12 protein-coding genes are annotated in these 13,618 nt (G+C 72.4%); 8 read left to right on the forward strand and 4 right to left on the reverse strand.

Going from position 1 to position 13,618, the window contains the following annotated elements; all coding sequences use genetic code 11:
• Nucleotides 1–11 precede the first annotated feature (11 nt).
• A complete protein-coding gene (locus ACK8GG_RS04410; protein ID WP_440348103.1) occupies nt 12–527 on the forward strand; it encodes an acyl-CoA thioesterase in 516 nt (171 codons plus the stop codon).
• A gap of 221 nt (nt 528–748) precedes the next feature.
• Nucleotides 749–2,743, forward strand: a complete 1,995-nt coding sequence (locus ACK8GG_RS04415) for an acetoacetate--CoA ligase (protein WP_440355590.1) — start codon at nt 749–751, stop codon at nt 2,741–2,743.
• 103 nt (nt 2,744–2,846) lie between these two features.
• Here ACK8GG_RS04415 and ACK8GG_RS04420 read toward each other — a convergent pair whose 3' ends face one another.
• Nucleotides 2,847–3,524 carry a TIGR03089 family protein gene (locus ACK8GG_RS04420; RefSeq protein WP_440355591.1) on the reverse strand — a complete coding sequence of 226 codons (678 nt, stop codon included), beginning with the start codon at nt 3,522–3,524 and terminating at the stop codon, nt 2,847–2,849.
• A gap of 234 nt (nt 3,525–3,758) precedes the next feature.
• Between ACK8GG_RS04420 and ACK8GG_RS04425 the strand changes: the two genes are divergently transcribed.
• Nucleotides 3,759–4,904, forward strand: a complete 1,146-nt coding sequence (locus ACK8GG_RS04425; protein ID WP_440348100.1) for a glycosyltransferase family 4 protein — start codon at nt 3,759–3,761, stop codon at nt 4,902–4,904.
• A gap of 59 nt (nt 4,905–4,963) precedes the next feature.
• Nucleotides 4,964–6,061, forward strand: a complete 1,098-nt coding sequence (locus ACK8GG_RS04430) for a mannose-1-phosphate guanylyltransferase (protein WP_440355592.1) — start codon at nt 4,964–4,966, stop codon at nt 6,059–6,061.
• On the opposite strand, the gene ACK8GG_RS04435 is transcribed toward ACK8GG_RS04430, so the two are convergent.
• Nucleotides 6,030–6,596: an NUDIX hydrolase gene (locus ACK8GG_RS04435; RefSeq protein WP_440355593.1), complete on the reverse strand. Its 567-nt coding sequence runs from the start codon at nt 6,594–6,596 to the stop codon at nt 6,030–6,032. The two genes, ACK8GG_RS04430 and ACK8GG_RS04435, sit on opposite strands and share 32 nt — an antisense overlap.
• A gap of 290 nt (nt 6,597–6,886) precedes the next feature.
• Between ACK8GG_RS04435 and ACK8GG_RS04440 the strand changes: the two genes are divergently transcribed.
• The 4 genes from ACK8GG_RS04440 to ACK8GG_RS04455 all read left to right on the forward strand — a co-directional run bounded on the left by ACK8GG_RS04440 (nt 6,887) and on the right by ACK8GG_RS04455 (nt 11,422).
• On the forward strand, nt 6,887–7,891 hold the full coding sequence (locus ACK8GG_RS04440; RefSeq protein ID WP_440355594.1) for an ArsR/SmtB family transcription factor: 1,005 nt from the start codon (nt 6,887–6,889) through the stop codon (nt 7,889–7,891).
• 140 nt (nt 7,892–8,031) lie between these two features.
• Nucleotides 8,032–8,559 carry a PadR family transcriptional regulator gene (locus tag ACK8GG_RS04445; RefSeq protein WP_440355595.1) on the forward strand — a complete coding sequence of 176 codons (528 nt, stop codon included), beginning with the start codon at nt 8,032–8,034 and terminating at the stop codon, nt 8,557–8,559.
• A complete protein-coding gene (locus ACK8GG_RS04450; RefSeq protein WP_440355596.1) occupies nt 8,556–9,227 on the forward strand; it encodes an ABC transporter ATP-binding protein in 672 nt (223 codons plus the stop codon). The genes ACK8GG_RS04445 and ACK8GG_RS04450 overlap by 4 nt, the downstream gene beginning before the upstream one ends.
• Nucleotides 9,224–11,422: an FtsX-like permease family protein gene (locus ACK8GG_RS04455; RefSeq protein ID WP_440355597.1), complete on the forward strand. Its 2,199-nt coding sequence runs from the start codon at nt 9,224–9,226 to the stop codon at nt 11,420–11,422. Before ACK8GG_RS04450 ends, ACK8GG_RS04455 begins: the two co-directional genes overlap by 4 nt.
• Nucleotides 11,423–11,488: 66 nt before the next feature.
• Here the strand turns inward: ACK8GG_RS04455 and ACK8GG_RS04460 are convergent, their stop codons facing one another.
• A complete protein-coding gene (locus ACK8GG_RS04460) occupies nt 11,489–12,610 on the reverse strand; it encodes a coenzyme F420-0:L-glutamate ligase (protein WP_440355598.1) in 1,122 nt (373 codons plus the stop codon).
• Entirely contained in the window at nt 12,607–13,554 is a 948-nt protein-coding gene (cofD, locus tag ACK8GG_RS04465; RefSeq protein ID WP_440355599.1) for a 2-phospho-L-lactate transferase, read from the reverse strand. Before cofD ends, ACK8GG_RS04460 begins: the two co-directional genes overlap by 4 nt.
• Nucleotides 13,555–13,618: the final 64 nt, after the last annotated feature.

The raw sequence follows: 13,618 nt of genomic DNA on the forward strand, positions 1-13,618 counted from the left end.
CCGTCTAAATCATGACTGAGCACCCCTCTGTTTCCCCCGGCAGGCCAACCTCTTATTCGCGCGTCACACTGAGTCGCATCATGACTGCGGTCGATGTAAATCTGTACGGCACCGTGCACGGCGGGGTGCTGATGAAATTCATCGACGACGTCGCCGGGGCGGCCGCGGCGCGGCACAGCGGGGGCACCGCCGTCACCGCCGCGATCGACGAGATCGTCTTCTCCGAGCCGGTCCGGGTGGGCGACCTGATTCACGCACATGCGCAGGTCAACTGGACCGGGAAGACCTCCATGGAGATCGGGATCAAGGTCGTCGCCGAGCGCTGGGACTCGGCCGAGCAGGAGCCGGTGCGGGTCGCCACGGCGTACCTCGTCTTTGTCGGGGTGGATCTCGGCGGGGGTGCCCGGGAAGTGCCGCCGGTGCTGCCGGAGACCGACGAGGACCGGCGCCGGTTCCGGGAGGCGGAAATCCGCCGGGAGCACCGGCTCAACCGGCGGCGCGCGATTCGCGAGCACCGCGCCCGCTGACCGGCCGTCGTCGCGCCGCTTGCCCACCCGGGGCCATCCGACGGTCACTGTGCGCAGTCGTCGATGCCGGCCAGGGCTTGCGGCGTACCTCCCATCCACCGAACATGGGGGCGACCCGTGCGGCGCCGCTCAAGATCGGTCCGCACAATGACGCGGCGGGGTAGGGCAGGATGACGCTGCGGCCCGACCCGCCGACGTGCCGGGCCAGGGGAGGGTGTGCTGTGGGTGACGTGCTGTGGACTCCGCCTGCGGACGTGCGTGAGCGGTCCCGTATCGGTGGCTATCTGAACCGGCTGCGGGCCGACCGCGGACTCGAGTTCGCCGGCTACGACGACCTCTGGCAGTGGTCGGTCACCGAACTCGAAGACTTCTGGCGCTCCATCTGGGACCACTTCGAGGTGATCTCCCACGCGCCGCCGACCGCCACCCTCACCGAGCGGCGGATGCCGGGCGCCCAGTGGTTCCCCGGCGCGACGCTCAACTACGCCGAGAACGTGCTGCGGATGCCGGGTCTGGCCGACGACGCCCCCGTCGTGATCGCCCACAGCCAGACCCGGGAGCCGGTCACCCTGACCGCCGCCGGACTCCGCGAGCAGGTCCGCCGGGTGTCGGCCGGGTTGCGCCGGCTCGGCGTCGGGCCCGGCGACCGGGTCGCCGCGTACGCGCCGAACATCCCCGAGACGTACGTGCTGCTGCTCGCCACCGCCAGCCTCGGCGCGACCTTCTCCTCCTGCGCGCCGGAGTTCGGCACCCGCAGCGTCACCGACCGCTGGCAGCAGATCGCGCCGAAGGTGCTGGTGGCGGTCGACGGCTACCGCTACGGCGACAAGGCGGTCGACCGGCGCGCCGAGGTAGCCGCGATCCGGGCGGCGCTGCCGTCGGTGGAGCAGACAGTGCTGCTGCCGTATCTCGACCCGGCCACCGGCGTCGACGACGCGGCGATGTCGCTCTGGGCCGACCTGGCCGCCGACACCGACGAGCCGCTCACCTTCACCCCGGTGCCCTTCGCGCACCCGCTCTACGTGCTCTACTCCTCCGGCACCACCGGACTGCCGAAGCCGATCGTGCACGGCCACGGCGGCATCCTGCTGGAGCACCTGAAGATGCTGGCGCTGCACCACGACCTGGGACCCGGCGACCGCTTCTTCTGGTTCACCACCACCGGCTGGATGATGTGGAACTTCCTCGTCTCCGCCCCGGCCGTCGGCGCGGCGATCGTCCTCTTCGACGGCAACCCGGCCGTCGACGCCGTACCCGGGCAGCCGGCCCGGCCGGACCTGGGCATGCTCTGGCGGCTCGCCGCCGACACCGGCACCACCTACTTCGGCACCTCGGCGCCGTTCCTGCTGAGCTGCCGCAAGGCCGGGCTGCGCCCCAGGGAGATCGCCGACCTGACCGGCCTGCGTGGCCTCGGCTCCACCGGCGCCCCGCTGCCCGCCGAGGGCTTCGTCTGGGTCTACGAGCAGGTCAGCTCCACGCTGGCGCTGCACTCCCTCTCCGGCGGCACCGACGTCTGCACCGGCTTCGTCGGCGGCGTGCCGCTGCGGCCGGTACGGGCCGGGCAGATCGCCTGCCGCTGCCTCGGCGCCAAGGTGGAGGCCCGCTCCGCCGACGGCACCCCGGTCATCGGTGAGCTCGGCGAACTGGTCATCACCGAACCGATGCCGAGCATGCCGGTCGGGTTCTGGAACGACCCGGACGGCGAGCGCTACCGCAACGCGTACTTCGACCTCTACCCCGGCATCTGGCGGCACGGTGACTGGATCACCATCGACGACCAGGGCGGCTGCGTGATCACCGGCCGCTCCGACGCCACCCTCAACCGCGGCGGCGTCCGGCTCGGCACCGCCGAGTTCTACTCCGTGGTGGAGGCCCTCGACGAGGTCGTCGACTCGATGGTGGTGCACCTGGAGGACAACGAGGGCGGCGCCGGCGAGCTGCTGCTCTTCGTGGTGCTCGCCGAAGGGCTGGTGCTCGACGACGCCGTCCGCGGCCGGATCGTCCGGGAGCTGCGTACGGCGCTCTCGCCACGGCACATCCCCGACGAGATCCACCAGGTCCGGGCCGTGCCGCGCACCCTGTCGGCGAAGAAGCTGGAGGTCCCGGTCAAGAAAATCCTCACCGGTACGCCGGTGGACTCCGCCGCCGCGACCGGCGCCCTGGTCAACCCGGAGTCCCTGACCGCCTTTGCCGACTTCGCGCAGCGCCGCCGCTGAACCCACGACGGCGTCGGTCCTGCCGGGCAGGCCGGGCCGCACGCCGCGCAGCCCGCCCCGGGCCCGTGCCGGTCGTCGGTACGGGGAGCGGTGCCGATGGCCCTCAGGCCAGCGGGACGGATACCCGCTCGACCGCGATCCGGTCGGCGAGCTTGTCGCGGTCCAGATTGGCGCAGAGCACCACACTGGAGCCCGTTGCCAGCGGGGCGAGCAGCCAGTCCAGCGGGTCCGGGTTGCGCCCGACATCGATCAGGACCCGCTCCCCGGCGGCGATGGCCAGCTCGCCGGCCCGGTCGATCGCCTCCGCCACCAGCGTCTCCCCGAACGGGTACGGCGTGAAGTGGTCGCCCTGGCCGCGTACCTGCACCACGTAGTCGGTGAAACCGGCCGGGACCTCGCGCAGCGGGGCGGCCAACGGGTGCAGCGCCAGCGCGTACTGCTCACCGGCCGACCAGGCTGCGGCCTCGGCGGCCCGTTCGACGGTGGCGAAGAGGGCGTCCACCTCACCCGGCGCTGCGGTCACCTCCACCCCGGCCGACCAGCAGCCGAGCAGCACCGCGGCGGTCTGCCAGTGCGGGGGGAGCAGGACGGCGGCCCGGCCGCCGGGGCCGGCGCCGACCTCGTCCACCATCAGGTTCGCGGTCTTGGCGACCCAGTTGGCCAGGGTCGCGCCGGAGAGCTCGGTGCGTTCCCCGGTGGCGTCGTCGTACCAGGTCAGCAGCGGGCGAGCCGGGTCGATCGCCACCGCGGCGGCGAAGATCCGGGAAATGTTGTCGGCCATCGCGGGGACGATACCTTCCGTGCGTCGTGGAGCCGGGCGAGGTGTCGGAGGCGTACCGTCGGTTCGCGGCGAGCGTCGGTGGTCTGGATCGGCGTACGCTTGGCGCGAGTGTAATTTGCCACAGCATCGCCGACGGTCGTTATCGGCCGACCCCCACCCGGCGTGCCTCCACTTTCACACCACACCGAACAGCTTTCGCGCCACAGGCGAGAGCCGATCGCGAGGAGTTGCCCTGTGACCGCCGGTCGTCAGCCCCGTGTGCTCATCGACGCCACGAGTGTTCCCGCCGACCGCGGCGGAGTCGGCAGATACGTCGACGGCCTGCTCGGGGCGCTCGGCGAACTCGGTGACTCCGGTCTGGACCTCGTCGTCGTGGCGCTGCGCACCGACACCGAGCGGTACGCCCGGATGCTGCCGGACGCGGAGATCCTCGGTGCGCCGGCGGCCGTCGCGCACCGCCCCGCCCGGCTGGCGTGGGAGCAGACCGGGCTGCCGATGCTCGCCCAGCAGGTCGGCGCGCAGGTGCTGCACTCGCCCTTCTACACCTGCCCGCTGCGGGCCGGCTGCCCGGTCACCGTCACCGTGCACGACGCGACCTTCTTCACCGAGCCGGAGCACTACGACAAGTCCCGGCGGACCTTCTTCCGCAGCGCCATCAAGACCTCGCTGCGCCGTGCCGACCGGGTCATCGTCCCGAGCAAGGCGACCCGGGACGAGCTGATCCGGCTGCTCGACGCCGAACCGACCCGCATCGACGTGGCCTACCACGGGGTCGACCCGGTCGCCTTCCACCCGCCGACCGAGGAGGAGAAGGCCCGCGTACGGGCGCGGCTGGGCCTGGGCGACGGCAGCTACCTGGCCTTCCTCGGCGCCAAGGAGCCCCGCAAGAACGTGCCGAACCTGATCCGCGGCTGGGTGGCGGCGGTGGCGCAGCGACCGGATCCGCCGGCGCTGGTGATCGCCGGCGGCGCCGGGCACGACGACGAGATCGACCAGGCGGTGGCGGAGGTCCCCGGGCATCTGCGGCTGCTGCGTCCCGGCTACCTGCGCTACGCCGACCTGCCCGGGTTCCTCGGGGGCGCCCTGGTCGCGGCCTACCCGTCGTACGGGGAGGGGTTCGGGCTGCCGATCCTGGAGGCGATGGCCTGCGCCGCGCCGGTGCTGACCACCCCGCGCCTGTCGTTGCCGGAGGTCGGCGGCGACGCGGTCGCCTACACCAGCGAGGACCCGGCGCGGATCGCCGCCGACCTGACCGCGCTGCTCGACGACGACGAGCGGCGCAGCGGACTGGCCAAGGCCGGTTTCCAGCGGGCGAAGGAGTTCACCTGGGCCTCCAGCGCGGAGGTGCACGTCGCCGCCTGGGAGCGGGCCCGGGCCTGATCGGGGGGTCCGGCGGAAGCCGCCCTCGGCGAGCGGTCCCCGTCGGGCATGATGGCCTGATGCTCTACGCCGTGATTCCGGCGGGTGGCAGCGGCACGAGGTTGTGGCCGCTGTCCCGTGCCGGTCATCCCAAATTCCTCCACCCCCTCACCGGAACCAGTGAATCCCTGCTCCAGGCGACGGTGTCCCGGCTGGCGCCGCTGACCACGCCCGAGCGGACCCTGGTGGTGACCGGCACGGCTCATGTCACGGCGGTGGCCCGCCAGCTGGCCGGGCTGCCCGAGGAGAACATCCTCGTCGAGCCCTCGCCCCGGGACTCGTGCGCCGCGATCGGGCTCGCCTGCGCGGTGATCGCCGAACGCGACCCGACCGCGGTGATGGGTTCCTTCGCCGCCGACCATCTGATCGGCGATCCGCAGCGCTGGGCCGAGGTGGTCCGCGAAGCGGTCCGCGGCGCCGAGGCGGGGCGGCTGATGACGGTCGGAATCACCCCGACCCGCGCCGAGACCGGCTACGGGTACCTGGAGTGCGCCGACGCGGTCGACGGGGCGCCGCAGCGGCGGGTCACCGAGTTCAAGGAGAAGCCGGCCGCCGAGGTCGCCGAGGCGTACCTGCGCTCGGGGCGGCACCTCTGGAACGCCAGTATGTTCGTCTGGCGGGCCGATGTCTTCCTCGCCGAGCTGGCGCGGCAGCAGCCCGCCATGCACGCGGGGCTGACCGCCATCGCCAAGGCGTGGGGGACACCGGAGCAGGACGAGGTGCTCGGCACGGTCTGGCCCACCCTGCCCAAGATCTCCGTCGACTATGCGGTGATGGAGGGCGCGGCCGCCGCCGGGCAGGTCGACACGGTGCCCGGCGACTTCGGCTGGAACGACGTCGGCGACTTCCACACCCTCGGTGAGGTGCTCCCCGGCGACGCCGACGGCAATGTGCTCCTCGACGCCGGCCACGGCGAGAAGGCGCCGGTGCTGCTGCACGACAGCAGCGGCGTGGTCGTCGTGCCGCAGTCCGGCCGGCTGATCGCCACCGTCGGCCTGCGGGACATGATCGTGGTGGACACGCCGGACGCGGTGCTGGTCTGCCCCCGCGACCGGGCGCAGGACGTCAAGAAGATCGTCGACGAACTCAAGTCGCGCGGCGAGGAGACGTACGTCTGAACGACGCCAGAGCGGGCTCGACGAGCTGTTCGGTGCCGCCGGCGAGCGGCGCCGGCAGCTCGCCGGCCGGGAACCAGCCGAGGGCGATCGATTCCTCGCTGAGCTGCTCGACCGCCCCGGAGGGGGCGGTCACCGCGAACCGCACGTCGTAATGGAGCGACCCGCCCTGGCAGGAGACCGGGTGGATGTCGATGTCGATCGGTTCCGGGTCGATCCGCAGCCCGGCGATGCCGGACTCCTCGGTCGCCTCGCGCAGGGCCGCCCCCGCCAGGGTGGTGTCGGTGGGTTCACAGTGGCCGCCGAGCTGCACCCACTTGGCGAACTTGCCGTGCAGGCAGAGCAGCACCCGTTCCCCGTCGGCGGCGAGCACCAGTGCGCTCGCGGTGACGTGGCCGGGCCGGTGTTCGCGGCGCAGCGCGACCGGTCCGGCGTCGAGCAGGGCCAGGGTTCGGTCCCGGGCCTTCGCGGCGGTGGGGCTGGTCGGCCGCCAGCCGGTGAGCAGCGCGGTCGCATCAGCGTGCAGGGCGTCGAACACCCGGTCACTCTAGTCAGCGTCGGGGCCACGACGTCCGGGTGGCGTCTCCGCGGATCGAAAGCCGCGGACCCTCGTGGCGCCACCCGGGCGTCGTTGCTCCCCCGGTCCCACAGTGGCCGCCGCGATGTTCGCATCGCGGTGAAACACGGAGGTCCAACCAGGATTCCCGACTCCCGCGGCAGGGTCGAGGTCATTCAGCCCCCGCTTAAAGACCGAGGCCGCGGCGACGGCCGGTAGAGTTGGCGCAGTCGCCGGTAACCCCTCGTCTCCGGCTTCAGGGAGCACCCCCGATGCTGCGGATCTTCTTCTCCCCCGAGGACATCGCCCGGACCAGGCTGGCACCCGCCGCGGACCCGCTCTGGGAACTCGTCCTCAGCCTGCACCTGCTGCGGGGCACCAACGCCGACCCGATGGTCTCCGGTTGGCGGCGCCGGGTCGGCGAGCGACTGCGGGATGGCGCCGTCGCCGAGCAGGTCCGGCCCTTCGTCGCGGTGAACCCGCCACGTGGCTACTTTCCCGACTTCCTCACGCCGTACCAGAGTGTGCGCGGACTCGACGCGGGGCTGGAGGCGATCCGCTCCACCCCGGTCACCCGGCTGCGCCGGGATCTGGCGGTGCTGGCCGGCACCACCACGCTGTCCCCTTCGACGGTCGGGCTCGCCGAAGGGGAGTCGGCGTCGCTGCGGGAGCTGACCTCGGCCATGGTGCGCTACCAGGCGATCGCCGTCGACCCGTACTGGTCGCACATCAGCAACGCCGTCGAGGCGGACCGGGGCGTACGGGCCCGGGCGATGCTCGAAGGCGGGGCCGAGGCGCTGCTGGCGAGCCTTCGGCCGCACCTGCGCTGGCGCTCCGGTGAGCTGACCGTGCTCAACTACCCGTCCAGCCGGGAGCTGCACCTGGACGGCCGAGGGCTGCTGCTGGTCCCGTCGTTCTTCTGCGCGGGCACCCCGGTGGCGCTCTTCGACCCGGAGCTGCCGCCGGTGCTGGTCTATCCGGTGGAGCGGCTGGGTGCGCTGCCGACGGCGCCATCGGCGCCCGACCCGGTCGGCCGGGAGGCGTTGGCGGCCCTGGTGGGGCGGACCCGGGCGCTGGTCCTGGAGGCGCTGATCACCGGGCGCGGGGGCGAGGGGCAGACCACCAGTGAGGTGGCCCGGCGCTTGCAGGTCTCCCCGGCAGCGGCCAGCCAGCACGCAACCGTCCTGCGCAACGCCGGCCTGCTGGTCAGCCGCCGGGAACGGAACATGGTGGTACACACCCTTACTCCGCTGGGGCGGGCGATCCTCAAGGGCTGAAGCCCACCGGGTTGATGCCGATGGGAGCGGGGTGGATGTGCAGCCCGGCGAGGAGAAAATGGATCTGCAGGCCGAACCATCCGGGAACTATTCCCTGAGGGTATATACGCGAGGTATACGCTCAGAGTATGGTGATCGCCATGAGTGTTCCCATGACCCTCCTCGGCCTGCTCGAACGCGAGCCCAGCCACGGCTACGACCTCAAGCGCGAATACGACACGTTCTTCAGCAGGGGCAAGCCGCTGCCGTTCGGCCAGGTCTACGCGACGCTCGGCCGCCTTGTCCGCGACGGGAAAATCGTGGTCGGCGACATCGAGCCCGGTGTCGGGCCCGAGCGCAAGCGCTACCTCATCACCGAACGCGGCGTCACCGAGGTCGAGTCGTGGCTCACCGAGCCCGTCGGGGCCGAACCCGATCTGCAGACGGTCCTGTTCACCAAGGTGGTGCTGGCGCTCATGCTGGGCCGCCCCGCCGAGGAGTACCTCGACGTCCAGCGCGCCACACACCTGCGCCGGATGCAGGAACTCACCGAGATCAAGCGCACCGGCGACCTCGTCGACACCATGCTCGCCGACCACGGCCTGTTCCACCTGGAAGCCGACCTGCACTGGATCGACACCACGGTCGCCCGGCTGGACGCCCTGCGCGCGATGGTGGCGTCGCGATGACGGCGATCGAGGCGCGCGACGTCGCCCTGTCCTTCGGTGAGACCCCGGCGTTGCGCGGCGCCACAGTCTCGGTGGCATCCGGAGAGATCGTCGCCGTCATGGGCCCGAGTGGCTCCGGCAAGTCCACTCTGCTGCACTGTCTGGCCGGTATCCTCGTGCCGGACTCCGGTGAGATCCACTTCGAAGGCCGTCGGATCGACACCCTCAGCGAGACCGCGCGCAGCTCTCTGCGCCGTGACCGGTTCGGGTTCGTGTTCCAGTTCGGCCAGCTCGTGCCCGAGTTGACCGCGGAAGAGAACGTCGCCCTGCCGTTGCTGCTCTCCGGCATCAGGCGAGGCACCGCGCTCGCGCAGGCCCGACCCTGGTTCGACCGGCTCGGGCTGGCCGGGCTGGGACGGCGCCGGTCCGGCGAGCTGTCCGGCGGGCAGGCGCAGCGGGTCGCGCTGGCCCGCGCCCTGGTGGCCCGGCCCGGCGTGCTCTTCGCCGACGAGCCGACCGGGGCGCTGGACTCGCTCACCGGCGAACAGGTCATGGAACTACTGGTCACTTCAGCCCGCCGGCAGGGCACCACCGTCGTGCTCGTCACCCACGACGCCCGCGTCGCCGCGTACGCCGACCGGCAGGTCATCGTGCGCGACGGCAAGGTGAACGCGCTGGTGCGCTCATGATCCGTTTCGCGCTGCGGCTCTCCCTGGCGGGCGGACGGGAGGCCGCCACCCGGCTCGCCGTCATCGCCACTGCCGTGGCGCTCGGCGTCGGCATGCTCCTCACCGTCCTCGCCGGGATGAACGCCGCCGGCGGGCAGAACCAGCGGTACGCCTGGCTGAACAGCGCCGTGGCACCGGCTTCCCCGGACGAATCCGCCGACCCGCTGTGGTGGCTCACCCGGAACGACTACCACCACGGCGACCGGATCGGCCGGATCGATGTCGCCGCGACCGGCCCGGAAGCGCCCGTACCCCCGGGCGTCCCGCGCCTGCCCGGCCCGGGCGAGTACTACGTCTCACCCGCCCTCGATGAACTGCTGCGCAGCACACCGGCCGACGAACTCGGCGATCGCTTTCCCGGCCGGAAGATCGGCACGATCGGCCGGGAGGCTCTGCCGTCCCCCGAATCCCTGCTGGTACTCGTCGGCCGCACCCCGGCCGAGCTGGAACCGCTGGGCGCCCAACGGGTCACGCAGATCATGACCACGTCGCCGGGTGACTGTCCCAACGGCTGCCACGTCGGGTTCAACAAGGACGCGATGACCCTCGTGCTTTCCGTCGTCGCCGTCACGCTGCTCTTCCCCGTGCTCATCTTCATCGGTACGGCCAGCCGCATGGCAGCCACCCGCAGGGAGCAGCGGTTCGCGGCCATGCGGCTGGTCGGTGCCACGCCGCGGCAGATCGCCCTCATTTCGGCCGTCGAGTCGGCCCTCGCCGCCGCCGTGGGCACCGCCTTCGGGTTCGGTCTGTTCTTCGCTCTCCGGCCCGGGCTCGCCGCGATCCCGTTCACGGGCGAGCGGTTCTTCGCCAGCGACCTCGCGCTCAGCGCCGTGGACGTTCTCGTCGTCGCGTTCGGAATCCCGCTCGGCGCCGTCGCGGCGGCCTGGTTGGGGCTACGCCGTGTGCAGATCTCTCCCCTGGGCGTGAGCCGACGCGTCACGCCCACTCCGCCCCGCGCCTGGCGGCTCATCCCGCTGGCAGTCGGGCTCGCCGAACTGGCGTACTTCATCGGACGGCGCCCCGAAACGACCAACGGGCAGCTCACCGCGTTCCTCTCGGGGTTCCTCCTGATGCTCGTCGGGCTCGTGCTGGCGGGTCCGTGGCTGACGATGACGGGCGCCCGGCTGCTGGCCGGACGGGCGAGCCGACCCGCGGCGCTCATCGCCGGACGGCGCCTGGCCGACAACCCGCAGGCCGGCTTCCGGTCCGTCAGCGGGCTGATCGTGGCGCTTTTCGTGACCAGCGTGGCGACCGGCACGATCACCACCTTCGTCGCCAACCGCACCGCTCCGGCTCCCGCGTCGGTGGCCGCCACGTCGCTGTCGAAGGCGTTCTGGCCGGAGGACGGCCCGGCGCCGACCGTGGATCAGATCCCGGCCGGGCTCGCAGCCATCCCCGGGGTGCGCAGCGTGACCGCCGTGCGCGCCAACCCCGACGTGCGCGGAGGGCATGGCCTCGTCACCTGCGCCGAACTGGCACGCCTGGAGGTCTTCGGCGGCTGTCCCACCGGCGATCAGGTCGCCGAAGTGCCCGTCGACCTGATCGGCATGAACGCCTCCGACCTCGCCGACGGCGACCATCTCTGGGAGGCAGCCGGCATCGCCGCCGGCGCTGTCGACCAGCAGCCGCTCCTGTCGATCGTCGTCAACACCACCAGCCCGGCAGCGCTGGAACAGGCTCGGACGATACTCATCAGGGCGTTTCCGCAGGGACGCTTTCCCGCCAGGGGTGTCGAATGGCAGGCCGAATCGGCGCGTCAGCTGGTGCAGTTCCAGCAACTCGCCAACGTCGTCATATTGGCCAGCCTGCCCATCGCCGGGTGCAGCCTCGCCGTGAGCGTCGTCGGCGGGCTGAGCGACCGGAAACGGCCGTTCAGCATGCTGCGGCTCACCGGCGTACGGTTGCGTACGCTCCGCGGGGTGGTCGCGCTGGAGACCGTCGTGCCGCTGCTGATCGTCGCCGCGGTGGCCATCGGGATGGGATTCCTGGCCGCGCACCTCTTCCTGCAGGCGCAACTGGAGTACACCCTCGTGGCGCCGAAGCCGTCGTTCTACCTGATGGTCGTCGGTGGGCTGGCGGTGTCGCTGGCGATCATCGGGTTGACGCTACCGCTGCTACGACGCATCACCGGTCCGGAGACCGCCCGCAACGGATGATCACCGCCCGGCGTGGACGGGCCGGGGCTGCCGGCCCGTCCGCTTGTCACGTCTGCCGTCGGCGTGTCAGATCGCGAGGGTCGCCAGTGCGCTGCCGTCGGGGCCGAAGAGCAGGGTCGAGGCCAGCCCCTGGGCGGCCAGGGCGGCCCGGAGCCGGTGTACGTCGGCGCCGAAGCGGATCAGTGCCGCGGGGTCGGGTGCGGCGTCGCCTGTTATGCGGCAGTGGATCGCCGCGGTGGCGTGCGTCGGCCAGCCGTCGAGGAGTGCACCGAGCTGCGTCGCGGCGGGGCCGGTGACCGGGGCGAAGAGGGTGCCGTCGGCAACGGCCTGCGCGACCTCGTCGACCGCCCGGCGCAGCGCCGCTTCGATGTCGGCGTCGACCGGCGCGGCGGAGGTCGCCTCGGCGGGCGCGGGCGCGCGGTCGGGCAGGGTGGCGGCGGCGAGCAGCCCCGCGACCCGGGCCTCCGCGGTGCCCAGGGAGAAGAGGTCCATCGCCGGGTCGCGGACCAGCGACCGGACGCCGTCACCGTCGTTGTCGGTCGGCGCGGTCAGATAGCCGCGGACCACCGCGACCGGAACCTGGTCGCACTTGCCCTTGATCAGCTCACCGGCGCCGGCCAGCTCGTCCACCACGGCCATCTGCGTGATGCTCAGCTCGTTGCCGTACGGGTCGACCTCGCCGCGGTGGTCGCGGATCGCGCTCATGCCGGCCACGCCGAGCGCCACATCGGTCAGCCCGTTGCGCCAGGGCCGGCCCATGGTGTCGGAGACGATGACGGCCACGTCGGCGCCGTGGCGGCGCCGCAGGGCGGCGCGCAGGGCCCGGGCCGAGGCGTCGGGGTCCTTGGGGAGCAGCACCAGCTTCGAGGCGTCCACGTTGGAGGCGTCGATGCCGGCGGCGGCCATCACGAAGCCGTGGTGGGTCTGCACGATGCGGGTCGCGCCGCGGGCGGCGACGGTCCGGACTGTCTCGGCGGCGAGGACCTCGTCGCGGGCGGCGAGGCGCGCCGGCCCCTCCTCGGCCGGCACGTCGACGAGCCGGCCCTCCGCCTTCGAAACGATCTTGCTGGTGACGACGAGGACGTCACCGTCGCGCAGCCACGGCGCGGCGCCGGCGATCAGCTCCGCCAGGTCGTCGCCCTCGGCGACGTCACCGATGCCGAGCACCGGCAGGATCTCCAGCCTCATGCCGCCTCCACCGCAGCGGCCACCATCGCCGCCGTCGCCGCCTCGTCCACCATCCGCAGCGCAACGGCCCGCACGTCCACCCCCGGCACCACCGCCCCGGCGTCGGTGCTGTCGACCAGCCAGGTGTCGAGCAGGCCACCCTCGACGCGGGCGCCGTAGAGCCCGCCGACCCCGGCGGCGCTGCACTCGACGCCGATCACCGCGAGGCAGCGGTCGGCCATCCCGCGCACCGGCGCGCCGCCGATGATCGGGGAGACGCCCGCGACCCGGCCAGGCGCCGCGACGACGGCCTCCCGGATCCCCGGTACGGCGAGGATGGGCGCCACGCTCACCACCGGGTTGCTGGGGGCGAGCAGCACCACGTCGGCCGAGCCGATCGCGTCCAGCACCCCGGGGGCCGGCTTCGCGGCGTCCGCGCCGACGAAGACGAAGCGGTCGGTGGAAATCTCGGCCCGGTGGCGGACCCACCACTCCTGGAAGTGGATCGCCCGGGTGCCCTGGTCGTCGGTGACGACCGCGTGGGTCTCCAACCGGTCGTCGGTGGCGGGCAGCAGGCGTACGCCGGGTTCCCAGCGGGTAGCGAGAGCCTCCGTGACGATCGAGAGCGGATATCCGGCATTGAGCATCGTGGTGCGCACCAGATGCGTGGCGATGTCCTTGTCGCCGAGGCCGAACCAGCTCGGTTCGACGCCGTACGCTGCCAGCTCGCCCCGGATCGTCCAGGTCTCGTCGACGCGGCCCCAGCCACGCTCCGGGTCGGCGCCGCCGCCCAGGGTGTACATGACACTGTCCAGATCAGGGCAGACCTGCAGCCCGTGCAGCCGGAGGTCGTCTCCGACGTTGACGACGGCGGTCACCTCGGCACCGGTGCGCCGGGCGTACTCGCGGACGCCGAGCAGGAACCGGGCTCCGCCGATGCCGCCGGCCAGAACGACGATGCGCATGTCGACCATCCTCGCGCACCGGTAGGGCTCAATGCCCCTGTGGCGCAGGAGACTAGGCTCACTT

Source organism: Melissospora conviva (assembly GCF_049523535.1).
GTDB lineage: Bacteria > Actinomycetota > Actinomycetes > Mycobacteriales > Micromonosporaceae > Melissospora > Melissospora conviva.